General features: G+C 42.9%; 18 protein-coding genes. All 18 read left to right on the plus strand.

Annotated features, from left to right (window positions below):
• Nucleotides 1-340: 340 nt before the first annotated feature.
• The 18 genes from GSF08_RS04790 to GSF08_RS04875 all read left to right on the plus strand — a co-directional run bounded on the left by GSF08_RS04790 (nt 341) and on the right by GSF08_RS04875 (nt 17,823).
• Nucleotides 341-1,093: a peptidoglycan bridge formation glycyltransferase FemA/FemB family protein gene (locus tag GSF08_RS04790; protein WP_160624715.1), complete on the plus strand. Its 753-nt coding sequence runs from the start codon at nt 341-343 to the stop codon at nt 1,091-1,093.
• Nucleotides 1,044-1,571 carry a peptidoglycan bridge formation glycyltransferase FemA/FemB family protein gene (locus GSF08_RS04795; RefSeq protein WP_160624716.1) on the plus strand — a complete coding sequence of 176 codons (528 nt, stop codon included), beginning with the start codon at nt 1,044-1,046 and terminating at the stop codon, nt 1,569-1,571. The genes GSF08_RS04790 and GSF08_RS04795 overlap by 50 nt, the downstream gene beginning before the upstream one ends.
• A gap of 147 nt (nt 1,572-1,718) precedes the next feature.
• On the plus strand, nt 1,719-2,927 hold the full coding sequence (locus GSF08_RS04800) for a peptidoglycan bridge formation glycyltransferase FemA/FemB family protein (RefSeq protein ID WP_160624717.1): 1,209 nt from the start codon (nt 1,719-1,721) through the stop codon (nt 2,925-2,927).
• A 20-nt stretch (nt 2,928-2,947) separates the two neighbouring features.
• Nucleotides 2,948-3,400, plus strand: a complete 453-nt coding sequence (tsaE, locus tag GSF08_RS04805) for a tRNA (adenosine(37)-N6)-threonylcarbamoyltransferase complex ATPase subunit type 1 TsaE (protein ID WP_160624718.1) — start codon at nt 2,948-2,950, stop codon at nt 3,398-3,400.
• The gene (gene tsaB, locus GSF08_RS04810) at nt 3,397-3,993 is read left to right on the plus strand and encodes a tRNA (adenosine(37)-N6)-threonylcarbamoyltransferase complex dimerization subunit type 1 TsaB (protein ID WP_160624719.1); all 597 of its coding nucleotides are present in this window, start codon (nt 3,397-3,399) and stop codon (nt 3,991-3,993) included. The genes tsaE and tsaB overlap by 4 nt, the downstream gene beginning before the upstream one ends.
• A gap of 1 nt (nt 3,994) precedes the next feature.
• The gene (rimI, locus tag GSF08_RS04815; RefSeq protein WP_160624720.1) at nt 3,995-4,441 is read left to right on the plus strand and encodes a ribosomal protein S18-alanine N-acetyltransferase; all 447 of its coding nucleotides are present in this window, start codon (nt 3,995-3,997) and stop codon (nt 4,439-4,441) included.
• On the plus strand, nt 4,441-5,448 hold the full coding sequence (tsaD, locus tag GSF08_RS04820) for a tRNA (adenosine(37)-N6)-threonylcarbamoyltransferase complex transferase subunit TsaD (protein WP_160624721.1): 1,008 nt from the start codon (nt 4,441-4,443) through the stop codon (nt 5,446-5,448). Before rimI ends, tsaD begins: the two co-directional genes overlap by 1 nt.
• 64 nt (nt 5,449-5,512) lie before the next feature.
• Nucleotides 5,513-6,136, plus strand: a complete 624-nt coding sequence (locus tag GSF08_RS04825; RefSeq protein ID WP_160624722.1) for a redox-sensing transcriptional repressor Rex — start codon at nt 5,513-5,515, stop codon at nt 6,134-6,136.
• Nucleotides 6,137-6,875: 739 nt separating this feature from the next.
• A complete protein-coding gene (locus tag GSF08_RS04830) occupies nt 6,876-7,646 on the plus strand; it encodes a class I SAM-dependent methyltransferase (RefSeq protein ID WP_160624723.1) in 771 nt (256 codons plus the stop codon).
• Between the two features lies 1 nt (nt 7,647).
• A complete protein-coding gene (gene asnS / locus GSF08_RS04835) occupies nt 7,648-9,030 on the plus strand; it encodes an asparagine--tRNA ligase (RefSeq protein ID WP_160624724.1) in 1,383 nt (460 codons plus the stop codon).
• A 75-nt stretch (nt 9,031-9,105) separates the two neighbouring features.
• The gene (locus GSF08_RS04840) at nt 9,106-9,399 is read left to right on the plus strand and encodes a hypothetical protein (RefSeq protein ID WP_160624725.1); all 294 of its coding nucleotides are present in this window, start codon (nt 9,106-9,108) and stop codon (nt 9,397-9,399) included.
• Nucleotides 9,400-9,594: 195 nt separating this feature from the next.
• Nucleotides 9,595-10,419: a LicD family protein gene (locus GSF08_RS04845; RefSeq protein WP_347337983.1), complete on the plus strand. Its 825-nt coding sequence runs from the start codon at nt 9,595-9,597 to the stop codon at nt 10,417-10,419.
• 15 nt (nt 10,420-10,434) lie between these two features.
• A complete protein-coding gene (locus tag GSF08_RS04850; protein ID WP_160624727.1) occupies nt 10,435-11,757 on the plus strand; it encodes an N-acetylmuramoyl-L-alanine amidase in 1,323 nt (440 codons plus the stop codon).
• A gap of 18 nt (nt 11,758-11,775) precedes the next feature.
• Complete coding sequence (gene abc-f, locus GSF08_RS04855; protein WP_160624728.1) at nt 11,776-13,632, plus strand: ribosomal protection-like ABC-F family protein; 1,857 nt, start codon at nt 11,776-11,778, stop codon at nt 13,630-13,632.
• A gap of 9 nt (nt 13,633-13,641) precedes the next feature.
• Entirely contained in the window at nt 13,642-14,643 is a 1,002-nt protein-coding gene (locus tag GSF08_RS04860; protein WP_160624729.1) for an oxidoreductase, read from the plus strand.
• A gap of 69 nt (nt 14,644-14,712) precedes the next feature.
• Nucleotides 14,713-16,149 (plus strand): spore germination protein, encoded by a 1,437-nt coding sequence (locus tag GSF08_RS04865; RefSeq protein ID WP_160624730.1) that lies wholly within the window; start codon nt 14,713-14,715, stop codon nt 16,147-16,149.
• 36 nt (nt 16,150-16,185) lie between these two features.
• Nucleotides 16,186-16,554, plus strand: coding sequence for a hypothetical protein (locus GSF08_RS04870; RefSeq protein WP_160624731.1), 369 nt, complete (start codon nt 16,186-16,188; stop codon nt 16,552-16,554).
• Nucleotides 16,555-16,620: 66 nt separating this feature from the next.
• On the plus strand, nt 16,621-17,823 hold the full coding sequence (locus GSF08_RS04875; RefSeq protein ID WP_160624732.1) for a diphosphate--fructose-6-phosphate 1-phosphotransferase: 1,203 nt from the start codon (nt 16,621-16,623) through the stop codon (nt 17,821-17,823).
• Nucleotides 17,824-17,992: the final 169 nt, after the last annotated feature.

Genomic DNA, 17,992 nt, shown 5'->3' on the forward strand with positions numbered 1-17,992 from the left:
AGTTAAGCACTCCAGCGGCGACAATAACCGGGCCTGCCCCGTGTGAAGATAGCTCATTGCCAGGTGATCGACTCTCTTCTCTTTGTTGAGAGTCTTTTTTTATTCCTTTCCTGCTTCGGTTCTTGTAATATTGTAAGATTACATTTGACAATTATTTGCAAGAGGTTTATCTTATAAGAGGATTTAATGAACAGATAGTCTATAAATGTACACGTTTATAGATAATTGCTTATGTACAAGATATTTTGTATTTTCACAACAAAATATCTTTTTTTCATTCATTTCATTTTGAATATTCTTAACTATATAACTGTACTTTTACGGATAGGGAGGAATATTTATGACAAAATATCAATTTCAAGTTAACATATCAGAACAAGAGCATGATGCCTTTGTGACGGTGCATCCGCTGTGCAATCTCTTACAGTCTTCCAATTGGGCAAAGATAAAGAGCTCCTGGAATCATAAGCTGGTTGGAGTAAGAAACGAACAAGGTAATCTGGTTGCTTCCTCACTCGTTTTGATTAAGCCGCTTCCATTATCATTTACTATGTTTTACCTGCCAAGGGGACCAATTCTGGACTTTTTGGATAAGGAGCTTGTTTCGTTCTTTTTTACAGAACTAAAAAAACTGGCTGAATCTGAACATTGTGTCTTTATTAAATTTGACGCGGGAATTTTAAAGAACAGTTACCGATTAGAGAATCGAACTGATGTAACTTTATCATCATCGCTTACGATATTAAATAATTTGAAAGCGAGCGGTTGTATTCACCAAGGATTCTCAAAAGAAATGAGCGATACCATCCAGCCGCGCTTTCAGGCTCCGGTATTTTATGATCGGCTGTTTGAAGATCATTTACCGCGGCACACGAAGCGTCATATACGTACTGCACGGAAAAAACATGTTACCGTACAGACATACGGAGCTGAAATGCTGTCAGCCTTCACCCGATTGATGAAGCTGACGGAACAGCGAAAACATATTGCACTGCGGGATCAGAATTATTTTCAGAGCTTATTAGAAACATACGGATCACAGGATGCGAAGATTTATCTGGCTCAGGATCAATTTACCTGCTTTGCTTGCTGATTGTAATGACCGTTTAACAAAGCTTGGGCAGGAACTGAAACGGATTCAAAGGGATGAAGATAAACAAGAATCTTTACAGTACTCGATCATGACCGTAAGGAAGGAGCTTACGGATATCCAACGTTGTATCAGGGAAGATGGCGAAAATCCTTATATAGCAGGAGCCTTGATCGTTTATTATGGAGATACGGCGGAAATGCTGTATATGGGAATGGATGGGAAATACCGTAAGTATATGGCTCCCTATCTGACTCATTTGACTCCGATACTGGATGCTTTTCATCGCGAATGTCGCTTATGCAATATGGGGGGACTTGAGGGGACGCTGGACGGCGGTCTTACTAAATTTAAGACAAATTTTAATCCGTTGATTCAGGAGTATCTCGGAGAATTTGATTTACCAGTTCATAAGCTCCTATATACGGTCGCTCATCATGCATATATGATGCGAAAGCGTAAACGTAAGCGTCATGGATAGTAGTCTTTTTATACGATAAGCTTTACATTCCATGATTTCAAAATTCATCTTGGAACCTTTTAACGGCCTTGAAGATAAGCAGGGCCTTTTTTCGGTTATCCCGTTTAATCTGTGGTATAATAACGTATGGTTGTAAGGAGGAATTTTATGCCATATCAATTTACAACGCAGGTGGATGCGGACATATATGATGAATTTGTAAAGAATCATCCGCAATGCTCCCTCCTGCAGTCAGCGCGTTGGGCTTCGATTAAGCATAATTGGAAATCAATGCGTGTCGGTGTTATGGAGAATCAACAACTGGTGGGGGCTGCATTGCTTTTAATGAAGCCGCTGCCATTAGGATATACGATGATTTATATACCGCGCGGTCCATTACTGGATTATCAAAATCAATCGTTGGTTACATATTTCATCAAGCAGCTAAAAGCACTTGGAAAGCAGCACAAGGCACTCTTTATCAAAATGGATCCCAATATTCATTTAAACGATTATCATTCGCATGAACGAAATGATGATGTACATAAGGAAGCATTGACAGCTAAAAAGAATATTGAAGCTGCCGGTGGAATTCATCAAGGATTCTCGATGGATATGCATGCTACGATTCAGCCGCGGTTTCAGTCAAATGTTTACTATGTCGATAATTTTATGGAAAATCTGCCCAGACATACAAAGAAGCTTTTGAAAGTCGCGATGAAACGGCATGTGTTAATTGAAAGACACGGTATTGAAATGGTGGATGTTTTTGCCGAATTAACGAAAAAAACCGAAGCGCGTCAGGGCGTGAGCTTACGCAATCGCGATTATTTTCGGCTGTTGATGGAAACATATGGCAAGGATGCTTATATCATTTTGGCAAAGCTGCCAATCAAGCAGGCGCTGGAAGATGCGGCTGCAGCATTGTCAAAAGTCCAAAAGGAGATTGCTGAATGTCCGGAAAATGCGGTCAAGAAGCTTCGTACTTTAAAAGAGCTGGAAGATTCACGAAGCAAGGAAGTTCAGGATTTGACCGCCTTTCAGCAACGCGATGGTGATGTGGCATATATTGCGGGTACCCTATCGGTGATCTGCGGGCCTACCTGTGAAATATTGTATGCCGGTACTGATGAGTGGTATAAGAAATGCATGGCACAATACTATGTCTGGCCAAAGACCATGGAATGGGCCTTTGAGAATGGTTGTCATAGTGTTAATATGGGGGGAGTTGCCAATACGCTTGATGACGGCTTGACCAAATTCAAGGATAATTTTAATCCTCTGATCAATGAATTCCTTGGGGAATTTGATATCCCGGTTAATCGGATCTTATATAGACCGGCAGTTTGGGCGCTGCATCAGCGTCAGAAACATTAAAAAGCAAGGGAGGTTTTAAAATGGAAAAACAAATCAAGGTGCATTCACTGAAAGAAACCGATGATTTGGCAAAACAATTATCGGCTTTGATTACTCCGCACACCCTGATTACGTTAAGCGGTGATCTGGGAGCAGGGAAAACAACCTTTACAAAATCATTGGGAACGTATCTGGGAGTAAAACGCAATATTAATTCTCCAACCTTTACGATCCTGAAAATATACCAAGGGGATATGCCGTTTTATCATATTGATGCCTATCGTCTGGAGGGCATCGAGCAGGAACTTGGTTTTGAGGAAGTGTTTGAAGATGACGGTATCTGTATGGTGGAATGGCCCCATTATATTGAAAAACAGCTTCCGTCAGAGCGCTTGGAAGTTTCTATCAGCCGCTGCGAAGGGGAAGAAGAACGAATGTTTACATTCGTTTCGCATGGCCGTAAGTACGATGACATGCTGGAGGAACTTGTATGAAAACATTATGTATGGATACTGCACATCGCTATCTGGTAATTGGTTTATATGAGAATGACTGTTTGATCAATGCGGTTTCACGTCCTTCCTGGAAGCGGCAGTCGGAAACTATTTTTCCCGAGCTGATTCGTTTAATGGATGAAGCGGGTTGGGTGAGTGAAGATATTGATGAAATCGTGATTACCGATGGTCCGGGCAGCTATACCGGGGTGCGGATCGCGATGAGTATTGCTAAGGTCTTTTGTACGACCAAAGAGGTACCGCTCTACACGATCAGCACGTTACAGCTGTATGCAGGCCTTAAGCATGCTTATGTGATGCTCGATGCCCGCAGCAGCCGCGCGTATTTTGGAGAACTGAAAGACGGTACTTTTCTAGATGGTCCATGTATCATGACATTGGATGAGATTCAAGCGATGAATTCTGATCCTGCACTGTTGATAGGTGATACCTCACTGATTGATGTGGAATCAAAAGAACCGGATTTTGTATCGAACTTTATTGCGCTTCGTCCGGTATGGAATAGTGTTGAAAATGTGCATATTCTTGTTCCGGAATATTTGAAGGAACAGAGTGCATATAAGGTTGGATAATATGATCAGGGAAATGCAGGATCGAGATCTGGAAGCTGTACTGGCAATCGAAGCGCAGGCGTTTTCCAGTCATTGGACGCATCAGCAGATGGTTTATGAACTGCATGAAAATACCTTTGCATATCTTTACGTATATGAAGAGGATGGGATCGTACTCGGCTATATCGACTATTGGATTACCTTTGATACCTGTCAGCTCGCATCAATTGCGGTAAGCAAAGAGGCGCGAAGAAGGGGGATTGCGAAGGTATTGATGGATGAAATGATCAAAGCAGCCGAAGCAAAATACTGTAGCGTGATCTCATTGGAGGTTCGGATGTCCAATGAACCGGCAAAGTCATTGTATCAGCGTTACGGCTTTGTCGAAGCAAGTATCCGTAAAAACTATTATAGTGACAATCATGAGGATGCGATCCTCATGGTAAAGGGTCTGGGAGGTGAATGGTAATGGAGCAGACATGTATACTGGCCATTGAATCAAGCTGTGATGAAACAGCGGTGGCGATCGTTGAAAATACCAATCAGGTGCTGGCGAATGTAGTTGCTACCCAGATTGATGTGCATAAAGAATTCGGCGGCGTGATACCCGAAGTGGCGAGCCGCATTCACGTTGAGAATATTTCCATGGTAATTGCTGAGGCATTGAAAAAGGCGAATAAGCAAGTTTCTGATATGGATGCGATTGCAGTTACCAAGGGGCCGGGATTAATCGGTTCTTTGCATGTGGGAGTACAGGCTGCGAAAACACTGGCCTGGTCTTTTCATAAGCCATTGGTTCCGGTGCATCACATCTGCGGTCACATTTATGCGAATGCGCTGGTAAAAAATTTGAAATATCCGATGTTGGCGCTGGTGGTTTCAGGTGGTCATACCGAACTTGTCTATCTGAAAGCAGAATATGAATTCGAAATATTAGGTACTACACAGGATGATGCGGTAGGTGAGGCATATGATAAAGTTGCCCGCGTGATGGGACTTCCATATCCGGGCGGCCCGCAGATCGATCGTCTGGCGAAAGAAGGGAAACCGGTTTATAAGCTTCCGCATCCAAAAACGGCCGGGGAAATGGATTATTCTTTCAGTGGTCTGAAATCGGGAGTTCTCCAGTTTATCGATCGCTGTAAGCGAAAAGGCGAAACGTATGTGGCAGCCGATTTGGCGGCTTCATTTCAGGAAACGGCTTTGGATGAGCTGCTGGATAAACTGAAAATCGCCATTGATCAAAAGCATCCGGCGCAGGTAGTATTGGCTGGTGGGGTCGCCGCAAATTCGCGGCTGCGGGAGCGTTTGACCAAGCTGATGGAGGAAGCGTATCCGGATATCGATTATATCATTCCGCCGTTATCCTGCTGTACTGATAATGCGGCAATGATCGGTGTAGCCGGTACGATTGCCTATCAGCACGGAGTGCGCGGTGATTTTGATTTAACGGCAGACTGCAGTATGGAAATGTAAGTTCAAGTTTCCAAAATATTCACAAAGTCCTACTTTTATGCTATACTTTGACGAGGTGATGAAAATGGCTAATAAAAATGTACCGAAGGCGACCCTGCAGCGATATCCGGTCTATCTGAAAGCATTACGTAAATTACAGAACAGCGGAATCGATCGGGTGATGTCAAAAGAGCTCGCTAGTGTTGTGAATATTGAACCGACAACAATCCGCCGTGATTTCTCATTTTTGGGCAATCTAGGCAAACAGGGCTATGGGTATGATGTTGAGAGATTAATTGAAATTTTCAATCAGGAACTCGGCATGGGCTTTGATGAAAAGATTATTCTGGTCGGAGCAGGCAACCTAGGACGTGCGTTGATGAAATATAATAAATGGGATTATGTAGTTGGTGAAATAGCTTGTGCGTTTGATATCAATCCAGATCGACAAGGGGTTCGTTTCGGGATTCCGGTCTATGATCTGGCCGACTTGGAAAAGCGCATACCGGAAGGTTGCCGCATTGCGATTTTAGCGATTTCCAATGATATTCAGCAAACCGTTGACCGCTTGGTTGATTGTGGAATCATCGGTCTGGTTGACTTTACGCATGAACATATTCAGGTTCCCAAGAGCGTAATTCTCAAAGCTGTTGATGTGGTATCGTCCATTCAGGAATTGGTGTTTGAAACCAATGCATTAAATCAATAAGAGTGTGGAAACACACTTTTTTATGATTGTAAGCAAATTGATAAAATCTGAAAATAAATTATCAATTAGAGCTTCGTCAAATATGAGATCAAGAAAGAAAAGAAAAACTATGTGCCGAGTATAGCAGCACTCCAAATGCGATTTTTATCCATGTCAAAAATAAGCAATTTGGTTTTTCTTTTTCAACTGTTAAAATCATTTTAATTGTCTGGAATAAAGCACCAACGAAAATTGATATTGCGGAAAAGAACGACGATGGACCTATGTGTGTATATGATGTTAAAAGTCATATATGGTTAAGTAACAGCAGTGTATCGGAAAAGGAGTTATTTTATTTAGACTGCTATAATGCATTTTTGAAATTTCAGATAAAGAATGAGATCTGCTTATATTAAAGGGATCAGTTCCTTTTTTTAAGCGGTGTAATCGATGATAGAAATATTTCAATCTGCTCTTGCTTTTCCTCTTAATAATGTAGTATTATCAATATAACTCAATATTACGATGATATGAGAGCCTTTATCGAATGATCCCAAGCGAGTGAAGATGGTGTGAGTTCATGATCAAAACATAAAGCAGCAACACTCATGGAGTAAAACCGGAGAAATCAAGTAGACGGTTTCGGATTTGCACGTTAAGCAAAAATCAAGATGGCTGTTGGCAAAACGGCAATCAGGATGGCACCGCGTTTATCAAACGTTCCTGTACAGGAGCGTTTTTTTATGGGGAGGCGCAGGCGATGGATCTTACACAATTTTATCAGCAAATCAATGAAGATGAACGTTTTCAAACTCCGGCTACTCAGGTGGAATTTCAAACGACGCTTCATTTTATCAATCAGTATGTGAAAGCGGACGATCGTATTTTGGATATTGGGTGTGGCTATGGGGCTTACAGTCTGGAATATGCAAAACGCGGTTATGCGGTTGAGGCGGTAGATTTAATGACGCATCATATTGATGGATTAAAGCAGAAAGCGAAACCGGGTATGCGTATACGAGCAAGGGAAGCTGATGCCAGGGATTTATCGATGTATGAGGATGAATCCTTTGATATTGTGCTGTGTCTTGGGCCCTTGTATCATCTTCACGAAATGCATGATAAGGCTGCCTGTATTGAAGAAGCGAAGCGGGTATGCAAGGCTGACGGGGTGATGATCTTCGCGTTTTTATCGAATGATATGTGTATGATCACTGAGCAGTTTGCGAATAATCCGCACCACTTCTCTAACGGTGAATATGATCGTACCACGTTTCATTTAACTGACAATGTTTTCAGCTTTATGACGATTGATGAGGCGCATGTACTCATGAAGCAGTGCGGGTTAAAGAAAATAACCGAGGCAGGAGCTGATGGACTTAGTGAATTGCTGCGGGATAAAGTGAATAACCTAAGTGAATCGGATTATCAAACCTGGCTGAATTTCCACCTTCACATATGTGAAAAGCCGGAAATGCTGGGAATCAGCAATCATGTCTTATTTATAGCGAAAAAAGCAGGAGGAAGATAGTATGTTTGAATTTATGACAGTAAGGGAATTGTACGAAATGGTGATGAGCGGCTCCCATGTGGAGCTGGATACAATGGAGTATGTACAGCTTCAGGGGTGGATTCGCACCAACCGCTCCAGCGGTAAACTGGGGTTCATTGAATTGAATGACGGTACATATTTCCGCAATGTGCAGCTGGTTTATGTACATGAATTGAAAAACTTCGGCGAGGTGGAAAAATATCCGACCGGAGCGGCGGTAACGGTAACCGGCCGTTTCAAGCTCACTCCGGAAGGGAAACAACCATTTGAAATCGCGGTGACAGAAATGGTTTTGGAAGGGGATTGTGACCGAGATTATCCCCTGCAGAAGAAGCGTCACAGCTTTGAGTACCTGCGTGAGATCGCGCATCTGCGTCCGCGTGCAAATACCTTTTATGCGATATTCCGTCTGCGTTCTGTTTTGTCGATGGCGATACACGAGTTCTTTCAGGATCAGGGCTTCGTCTACGTGCATACCCCGATTATCACTGGCAATGACGGTGAGGGAGCGGGTGAAATGTTTAAAGCAACGATTCGTGACGATGCGAATTACGAGGAGGATTTCTTCGGCAAAGAAGCATTTCTGACGGTAACCGGACAACTTCATGTAGAAGCCTTCGCAATGGCTTTCCGCGATGTTTATACCTTTGGTCCGGCATTCCGCGCTGAAAATTCCAATACATCTCGGCATGCATCAGAGTTTTGGATGATTGAGCCGGAAATTGCTTTTGCGGATCTGGACGATAATATGAATCTGATTGAGGATATGGTGAAATACTGTATTACCTATGTATTAGAGAATGCTCCGGAAGAGATGAAATTTTTCAATTCCATGATTGATAAGGGCTGTATCGAACGCATCACAAAGGTACGGGACAGTGAATTTAAACGTATGACCTATACTGAGGCGGTTGAGCTTCTGGAAAAGGCTGATGTGAAATTTGAAAACAAGGTGTTCTGGGGCATGGATTTAAACTCCGAGCATGAACGTTATATCTGCGAACAGGTCGTGAATGGTCCAGTTTTCCTGATTGATTATCCAAAAGAAATCAAGGCTTTCTATATGCGTGTGAATGATGATAACAAGACGGTGGCGGCCTGCGATCTGTTGGTGCCCGGCGTCGGTGAACTGGTTGGCGGTTCCCAGCGTGAGGAGCGCTATGATGTTTTGGATCAGCGCATGAGTGAGTTGAACATGGGGAAGGAAAACCTACAATGGTACATGGATCTTCGCCGATACGGCGGCTGTAAGCACGCTGGTTTTGGCTTAGGTTTTGATCGCCTGCTGATGTATATGACCGGCATGCAAAATATCCGTGATGTAGAACCATTTCCACGCACACCAAGAAATTTAGAATTTTGATCAAATACCGCGTCTTATATAGATGCTTTACATGGGTATCTTTCTGGGTTATGATGAATTAAAGAAGGTGATCTTATGAAAAAGGAAACAAAGAGATTGCTTGTTATTATCTATATTGCTTTTGTGGCAGGTTTAACCTTGTTGGACTTATTCCGTATTATGAAGATACAAATGTATTTTGGTATTGCCATAGCGATTCTGACATTGGCAGCGAGTGCGGCTTATATTCCTTCAATTTTCGGCAGAGTGCCTTGGTATGATCAAAAACAAGCTGAGGAACAATTCAAGCGTCCATTTTTGAACTACAAAACGTTTCTTGTTTTATCATTGCCATTGATCGTTGGCTTCATTATTTTAATCTATAAATAAACAGAGCATTAGGAAGCGTTATCGTCAATGAAATAGAAGTAACATGATATGTTTAAATAATCATTTAATATCATCTAAAAATGACCTGGTTATGTACCTGGTCGTTTTTATGATAAAGAGCTTTATCATCGTGTTTTCGACATTTTTTACGATAGGGATAGCACTTGTGGTTAATTTCTTCTATAATAACATTAGGTGATTATTTTGGAAGAATATATATTAAAGACAAACAGTGACGGTAGTACGATTACTGTACGCGATGTACAGCAGGTGCTGCTGCAGATGCTGAAAGATATTGATGCGGTTTGCCGTAAACATGACATACCCTATTATTTAAGCGGCGGATCATGTCTTGGTGCGGTACGCCATCAGGGCTTTATTCCTTGGGATGATGATGCGGATATCTGTATGATGTATGATGACTATAAGCGCTTTTTAAAAGCGGTGAATGATCTGCCGGATTGCTATTACGTGCAGTGCTTTGATACTCATAAGGAATATAATGTGCTGATTCCGGCGATGAAAATTCGTCTGAAGGGCACTTATGTGGAAGAATATAATTTTCTTTTGAAAAATCGATGCAAAGATGGAGATGGTTTATTCATTGATGTATTCATTGCTGATTATGTCAGCGAAAAACGCTGGAAGGATGTTCTTTGGCGAATCGTACAGCTGGTGCTTCTGCCGTTTATCGTGCTGTTCGAGAATTTACATCTGAATCCGCTGCCGCTGAAAAAGCTCTTTGTTTGGAATGCCCGTCATTATGGACGAATAAATAAGAAAAAAGGCAGTAAACTGATAGGGTATGACCTTTGCTGGTGTTTTGATTTGATCAAGGATCCGGTCGTGTATCCGTATGAGGATGTTTATCCAATAACTTATGTACCGTTTGAGGATACTGAACTGCCAATTCCCAATACTCCCAAATCGCTGCTGGATGCAGAGGTATCGGTTCATCATATGTCCTATCCGCCAAAGGATGACCAAAAGCCAAAACATATTAAAGATATCAGATTGTAAAGGAGGCGTTCGTTTATGGCGTATGTTCCGAAACATCGAAAATTAAAAATTCGCTGGAAAGTGGCTGCACCGCTGCTGGTGCTGCTGCTTTTGTGTATCTATATTCTTGTGAGCGTGCTGCACAACGCAGTATCACCGGAACCAAAACGCTATACCATCTGTGATTTCTCTCAGGAAAAAACTGCTGAGCGGCTGAGTAAGCAATATAAAAGTACATATGCAATCAGCGATTATTTCTATTATGGAGAAACCCTGAATCTGATGCAGAACGCCTATCATCCAGAAGGAAACGATCCGCTGGCCGGAAAGACCGTACAGCTAAACAATCTTTGTACCGGTGAGAAATTTCCGTTTGTGTTTGAAAGTGCAGCAGACCGTCAGATCGCACTGGATGAATTGACGCCCGGCATGTACGAAATTTTTGTAATCGATGATTTACAGCCAAAGCGAGCAGTTTATACATCCGTGTTTCATGATAATAGCTTTACTACGGTCAAGCGGAAAGGAAGCATAAACAAGATTAATCTGTTTGCGGACAGGAATTTTTTAAAGAAAGATTACCAAAAAACCTTGGATCAGGACTACCTGTTCTTGGAAGTGAAAGCGGCGAAACCATCAGATAAGCAATATGATGTGATCCTTGATCCGGCAGGCTATAATAAGGATTTTACCTATGAACTTGATAAAGGGGTCGAAGCAAACGGATTGGTAGAATATCAGGAAAACTATCAGGCGGCAGTAGCTTTGAAGAAAGATTTGGAAGCCTACGGATTACGGGTCTTGATTACCCGCGATAAAATGGATAAAGCAGTTGATACGTACGGAGAAAAAGGAAGACTGGGAGCAGCTTATCGAAGCAAAGCCCGCTATATGATTCATATCGGACAGAATGAGAGTACGTATGATTCGGTGAAAGGAATGGAAATTTATCACTCCAATTACAGCTCCGCAACTTTTGCCAATGCATTACTATATGATTTAAAGAAACATACCCAGCTAACGGGTAATACGATTTATGCCACCGATCTGGATAATGCCGGAGTGATGAGTGCGGATTTGGTGGAAGGTGTCGATGGAAGAAAGATTTATGATGGGGATATGTATATCCGTGAAAGCGGCGGCCGCGCTACTGCAGCCGGTATGTATTCAGAAGCAGCGGCGACGCAGAATGGAGCTTTTGCGAAAGATAATAGAGAAGGGATCCAAACGATTTCTATTTATTACAGTTATTTTACAAATAAGCAGGATGCTGCTTACTGGAAAGATAATCGTGCCAAGATCATGAAGGTTACAGCCGATTCCATCGCCCGAACGTTACATGTAGAAAAGAACAAATAACGACAGGAAGGTGATAACATGAAGTTTCAGATCCATCGTGGTACGAAACATTATGGTGCAGATACAGTATTCGAGAATATTCAGTTTGAAATTCGCAATACTGAAAAAGTAGCGATCGTCGGACGCAACGGGTGCGGTAAAACCACCCTGCTAAAGATTATCGCAAAAGAAGAAGAATTAGATGCTGGAGAGATTCATCAGGAAAATGGAGTGCGTATCGGTTATCTGGCGCAGACGACCTTTCAGGATGAAACTCACAGTGTTGAAGAAGAATTGAAAACCGCATTTACATCGATTCATGAGCTGGAGACGAAGCTTGCACAGCTGACTGCTCAAATGGCAGACGATCACAGTGAAGAGCTTTTAAATAAATATGCGGATGTACAAAGCCGCTTTGAAGAAATGGGCGGTTATACCTGGGAGTCTGAAATGCGAAGCGTATTTACGAAATTTGGATTTCAGGAAGAAATGCTGAAGCGTACCCTGGATACCTTTTCCGGAGGACAGAAAACCAGGATTGCCTTTGTTAAGCTATTGTTATCCAAATCGGATATTTTGTTGTTGGATGAGCCGACCAATCATCTGGATCTGGAGACGATTGAATGGCTGGAGGGTTATGTAAAACGCTATCCGAAAGCGGTTGTGTTAGTATCGCATGACCGCATGTTTTTGGATGATGTGTGCGATGTTGTTTATGAACTGGAATACGGCGTGATGCGTCGTTACCCGGGAAATTACTCGAACTATGTAGAAACCAAGAAAAGTGATATTGAACGTCAGAAAAGTGCTTATGCCCGTCAGCAGAAGGAAATTCAGCGGATGGAGGATCTCATTGAAAAATTTCGCTACAAGAAAAATAAAGCGGCATTTGCCCAGTCTAAGATCAAATATCTGGATCGGATGGAGCGTATCGATGATCCGAAATCAGATGATCAAACCTTTCACGCTCGGTTTACTCCCCGCATCAAAGGCGGTAAGCGGGTGTTGGAGGTCAAGGATCTGACAATCGGCTACGATAAGCCGCTTTGTACGGTGAATCTGGAAATTCTGCAGGGACAGAAAATCGCGGTACTGGGGCCGAATGGCAAGGGTAAGTCAACGTTTGTCAAAACGATTATGAATCAGATACCGGCTCTTTCCGGCTCCTTCTTATACGGACATCAAATTGAACCGGGTTATTTTGATCAGGAACTGGCACAGTTTCATTCCACCAACACGGTGCTGGAGGAAATTTGGCAGGAATACAGTGATCTGACCCGCACTGAGGTACGTACGGCGCTGGGATGTTTTTTGTTCAGCGGTGATGATGTGTTCAAAACGGTGGATGTTTTAAGCGGTGGTGAAAAAGTGCGGCTGAGCTTTGTTCGGCTCATGCTGAATCAGCCGAATTTTCTGGTACTGGATGAACCGACCAATCATTTAGATCTAGCAGGCAAGGAAGCGCTTGAGGAATCGCTGCGCAATTATGAGGGTACTATGCTGTTTGTATCACATGATCGATATTTCATATCACAGCTAGCTACTGCTATTTTAGTCATCGACGAGGATGGTGCTGCGTATTATCCGTTAACGTATCGGGAATATATGGATCGCAATCAACCCGCGGCTGATAAAAACAGCCATAAAGTAAAAATAGAAGAGAAGCATAGTGAACCGAAGAAAACGGTAAATATCGGTCGGGAAGTGAAAAAGCTGGAAACTCAGATTGCACAATTGGAAGAGGAGATCACCGCTTTGCGAGAGCTTCGATTTGATCCGGAGTATTATCATGACTATCAAAAAATGCAGGAACTCGATGATAAGATCGATGATGTAAACAATGAAATAGAAAATCGGATGGCACTATGGGAAACATACAGTGAACAACTGGGATAGGGGTAAAGCATGAAGGTATTTGAAAAAGTAAAAATTGGGAATCTGACGTTTGACAACCGCATCGGAGTGCCGCCGATGTGCACCTATTTATGTGAGACCCACGACGGTGTTGCGAATGACTTTCATACCGCGCATTATACGACCCTCGCGATGGGACAGCCTGGATTCATTACGCAGGAAGCGACTGCGGTGAATGAGCATGGGCACATATCCGAAAATTGTCTGGGAATTTATAACCCCCGTCAGCGGGAGATGCTGAAGCGGATCGTTGATAACGTTCATCACTGCGGCACCAAAATCGGCATTCAGCTTAATCATGCCGGCTTTAAAAATCTATTCGGTAATGATCGCTTTGGACCGATGGACGATGAGGGAGTGATCGGTCTGAATGTAAATCAAATTCAGGCGATCGTTCATGATTTCGAGTATGCGGCAATGTGGGCTCGTGAATTGAATTATGATTTTATTGAGATTCACGGCGCACACGGCTATCTGATCAATCAGTTTTTGTCACCGCTCAGTAATCAGCGGGATGATTTATATGGAGAAAACCGCTGTCTGCTGCTGGAACAGATTACGGAAGTCTGTGTCAAAATGTTTGAAGGATGTGTCAGCGTCCGCCTGAGTGCGGAGGAATATGAACCAAACGGCTTGCATATGCAGGACTTTCCGCCGATCATCAACCGTCTGAAAGCACTCGGCGTCAGTATGATCAGCGTATCCAGCGGCGGTTTGAATAAAAGTCCTATATACAGTTATCCGCTGTATCAGATGCCATATGCTAAATATTTAAAAGAACACACCGATTTACCGATCATGGGAGTCGGATTGATTACTACGGAGAACGAAATTGAACGCATCTTGGAGAAGCGTGATTGCGATCTGATTTTATTGGGAAGGAAATTGCTTCGTGATCCGTTCTTTCTGCTGAGATGGCGTGATCATATCGGCATGTTAAGCAAGGATGATGTGCCGGAGTATTTGTATCGGGGCATCCACACGCATTCCTAAAAGCACGCTTGCGTGCTTTTTTGTATGAAAGAAACGAGAATTGCTCATCCTAAGGATGAGGTGAAAAATATGATACAGCTTACTTCTGACTACCAGGAAAATGTTCGGCTGCTGGACACGATGCTGGAGGTTGATCAGAATTTTGATATTGTTAAGCGTCCATTGTATTTTCAGGGACATGAAATTGTGTTTTATTTTATTGATGGCTTTGTGAAGGATGACATCATGGAGCGGATTATGGAATTCCTGCTGGCATATTCCAAAGAACATTCCTTTGCCAGCATTCATGATTTTTCATTATCTTTGATTCCCTATGTGGAGGTAGATGAGCAGGGGAGCTGCAGTGATTTGGTAACAGCTGTGTTATCCGGCTCCGTTGTCATGCTTGCCGGAGCATATTGTGAAGCGCTGATCATTGATGCCCGAACATATCCGACCCGCGGTATGAGTGAGCCTGAGGATGACAAGGTGCTGCGCGGTTCGCGCGACGGTTTTGTAGAAACACTGGTTTTCAATACTGCCTTGATTCGGCGAAGAATACGCGATACGCATTTGCGTATGGAGTATCACAGCGTCGGTACCAAAAGCAAAACCGATGTTGTGCTCTGTTATTTAAGTACCAAAGCAGATGCTCATGTTCTGGAACTGGTAAGAACGCGGATGAATGAAATCAATGCGGATGCTTTAACGATGGCACAGGAGAGCTTAGCGGAAGCACTGGTGCATACCAAATGGTATAATCCGTTTCCTAAAGTACGCTACACTGAACGTCCGGATGCGGCGGCCAGTAATATTCTGGAGGGGAAGCTGGTGCTGATCATTGATAATTCACCGTCTGTGCTGATTCTGCCAACTTCCTTTTTCGACTTTGTTCAGGAGGCACAGGATTATTATCTGCCTCCGCTTACCGGTACCTATCTAAGAATTGTCCGAATCATGGTCTTTCTGCTGACCCTGTTAATTACTCCGCTTTGGTATCTGCTGAATTCCAATCCTGAATTGGTTCCGTCATTTCTAAAATTCATCATTATTAAGGATACCGGTGCGGTTTCGATCATCTGGCAGTTTTTGATTCTGGAGTTTGGCATTGATGCGCTGAAAATGGCATCCTTGAATACGCCAAGCTCGCTGAACAGCTCCTTCAGTATTATCGGTGCGCTGATTCTTGGAGATTTCGCTGTGGGAGCAGGCTGGTTTGCCCCGGAGGTTATTCTCTACATGGCGTTTGTTGCACTGGCAAATTTCACGCAGCCAAGCTATGAGCTCGGTTATGCGATCAAGTTCATGCGGGTGATGCTGCTGGTGTTTACAGCGGTTGGGGGAATCGTCGGGTTTGTGATCGGACTTGCTATGATGGGGATCATTATCGCCGCTAATAAGACGATAACCGAAACCAGCTATCTCTATCCGCTCATCCCTTTCCAGGCTCATGATTTTAAGATGATCTTTTTGCGCCGTAAGCTGCAGGATCACGATGCCGGGATTAAGGATGGCACGCGAAACTAAAGCATGATATAATTACCCTCGAACGAAGGTGGTAATATGAAAGGTACAAAATGGATCAATCAGATTGAATGGCTGTTCATGATTTATCTGGTATCACTTGTTTTCTTTCAGCGATTCTATACGCAGGATTCCGTGTTTTTTTGGATGCTGCTTGCCTATATTGATTTTCTGTATCTGCTGGTGATGCGGCCGATGACCCTGTTTATGAATCTTTTGAAACCGCAGGGCAAGGATAAGGACGCATACAAGCGCATTCGCATCTATATGGGCGGGGTTTTTGCGGGTATTCTTGTTTTGGCTTTTACCGATCTATGGCTGGCGATTTTGCTGATGGTGAACGATTTGGTGATTTCAGTCGTGGCACAGATGTTGGACCAGCGGCGGTATAAACAGAAATCCAAGTGAGAACTTTTCAGGACGCACAGAATGTGATAAAATATACAAGTACTTTGATATAGGAGGAAATGAAGAATGGCTAATTGTTTAGTTGCACAATCAGGCGGACCTACTACTGTTATTAACGCTAGCTTAGCAGGAGTTGTGAAAGCCAATCAGTTAAATCCGATTTATGACACAGTATATGGCGGTTTGAACGGTATTGAAGGAATTTTGGAAGAGCGTTTATACGATCTTACCAATATGAGTGATTTTGAAAATCGGGTTCTTCGTCAGACACCGTCTTCTTGTTTGGGAAGCTGCCGTTATAAATTAAAACGGGATGATGAAACAGATTACCGTAAACTGGTAGCGGTAATGGATAAATATGATATTGAAATCATGTTCTACATCGGCGGAAATGATTCTATGGATACCGTAGATGCACTGAGCCAGTGGGCTAAGAAAAATAATATCGCAAAACGCTTTGTCGGCATTCCGAAGACTGTAGACAATGATCTGATGGTTACAGATCACTGCCCGGGATTTGCAAGTGCAGCAAAATTTGTGAATGCAGTTGTTACATCTACCTGGCAGGATTATAACGTGTATACCCGTTCTGAAGTATTTATTTTGGAAACGATGGGGCGCGACGCCGGTTGGCTGGCAGGAAGCTCTGTCATCAGTAATAAAGTAGACCTGCTGGTACTGCCGGAAGAAGATTTTGATCAGGAAGTATTCTTGGCAGAAGTAAAAAAATGCATGGAAACGAAAAACAAATGCTATATCGTAGTGAGTGAAGGCGCTCATTTCGCTGACGGTTCTTACTTGGCTGCCGGCAAAGCAGTCAATGATGGCTTTGGCCATGCGGTATTAGGCGGTGCCGGAAACGCAGTTAAAAATATGATTTTGGAAGCAGGAATCGCTCCTCGTGCGAAAGTACAGGATTTGAGCACTGCTCAGCGCTGTGCAAACTATCTGCAGTCAGAAGTAGACGTTACTGAAGCATTCCAGTTGGGTATGTCCGCGCATATGCGTTCGATGAATCCAGCATTTACCGGTCAGGTAGTCGGTGTGGTTCGCAAGGGCGGAGCTGAATATGATGTAAATTATATTGCCGGACCGGCAGATGAATTTGCAAACCATGTAAAGAACATTCCAAGCGAATGGATTCTTCCGAACTATGCAGGTTTGAGCAAAGAAGCTTATGAATATTTCACACCGTTGATTCAGGGTGAACCGGCATTGATCATGGAAAATGGGGTTCCTGCTTACGTAAAGCCATACCACATGAGATAGTCCAAAAACTTCCGAAAGGAAGTTTTTTTATGTGCAAAATTGGAAATTTTTTGGTAAGAAAGGGTTTAACTCCTTTTGAAAATATTTTCAGCATTTTTTCAGAATGGTGAAACATATATATTTAAAGTAGTGTAGAAAACCTGCAAATATCGCTTAATATCTGGGAATT

Origin of the sequence: Copranaerobaculum intestinale (genome assembly GCF_009831105.1) — a bacterium.
Lineage (GTDB): Bacteria > Bacillota_I > Bacilli_A > Erysipelotrichales > Erysipelotrichaceae > Copranaerobaculum > Copranaerobaculum intestinale.

Coding starts and splice junctions, on each gene's coding strand:
- GSF08_RS04790 (WP_160624715.1), top strand. CDS start 341: ATGACAAAATATCAATTTCAAGTTAACATATCAGAACAAGAGCATGAT.
- GSF08_RS04795 (WP_160624716.1), top strand. CDS start 1,044: ATGCGAAGATTTATCTGGCTCAGGATCAATTTACCTGCTTTGCTTGCT.
- GSF08_RS04800 (WP_160624717.1), top strand. CDS start 1,719: ATGCCATATCAATTTACAACGCAGGTGGATGCGGACATATATGATGAA.
- tsaE (WP_160624718.1), top strand. CDS start 2,948: ATGGAAAAACAAATCAAGGTGCATTCACTGAAAGAAACCGATGATTTG.
- tsaB (WP_160624719.1), top strand. CDS start 3,397: ATGAAAACATTATGTATGGATACTGCACATCGCTATCTGGTAATTGGT.
- rimI (WP_160624720.1), top strand. CDS start 3,995: ATGATCAGGGAAATGCAGGATCGAGATCTGGAAGCTGTACTGGCAATC.
- tsaD (WP_160624721.1), top strand. CDS start 4,441: ATGGAGCAGACATGTATACTGGCCATTGAATCAAGCTGTGATGAAACA.
- GSF08_RS04825 (WP_160624722.1), top strand. CDS start 5,513: ATGGCTAATAAAAATGTACCGAAGGCGACCCTGCAGCGATATCCGGTC.
- GSF08_RS04830 (WP_160624723.1), top strand. CDS start 6,876: ATGGATCTTACACAATTTTATCAGCAAATCAATGAAGATGAACGTTTT.
- asnS (WP_160624724.1), top strand. CDS start 7,648: ATGTTTGAATTTATGACAGTAAGGGAATTGTACGAAATGGTGATGAGC.
- GSF08_RS04840 (WP_160624725.1), top strand. CDS start 9,106: ATGAAAAAGGAAACAAAGAGATTGCTTGTTATTATCTATATTGCTTTT.
- GSF08_RS04850 (WP_160624727.1), top strand. CDS start 10,435: ATGGCGTATGTTCCGAAACATCGAAAATTAAAAATTCGCTGGAAAGTG.
- abc-f (WP_160624728.1), top strand. CDS start 11,776: ATGAAGTTTCAGATCCATCGTGGTACGAAACATTATGGTGCAGATACA.
- GSF08_RS04860 (WP_160624729.1), top strand. CDS start 13,642: ATGAAGGTATTTGAAAAAGTAAAAATTGGGAATCTGACGTTTGACAAC.
- GSF08_RS04865 (WP_160624730.1), top strand. CDS start 14,713: ATGATACAGCTTACTTCTGACTACCAGGAAAATGTTCGGCTGCTGGAC.
- GSF08_RS04870 (WP_160624731.1), top strand. CDS start 16,186: ATGAAAGGTACAAAATGGATCAATCAGATTGAATGGCTGTTCATGATT.
- GSF08_RS04875 (WP_160624732.1), top strand. CDS start 16,621: ATGGCTAATTGTTTAGTTGCACAATCAGGCGGACCTACTACTGTTATT.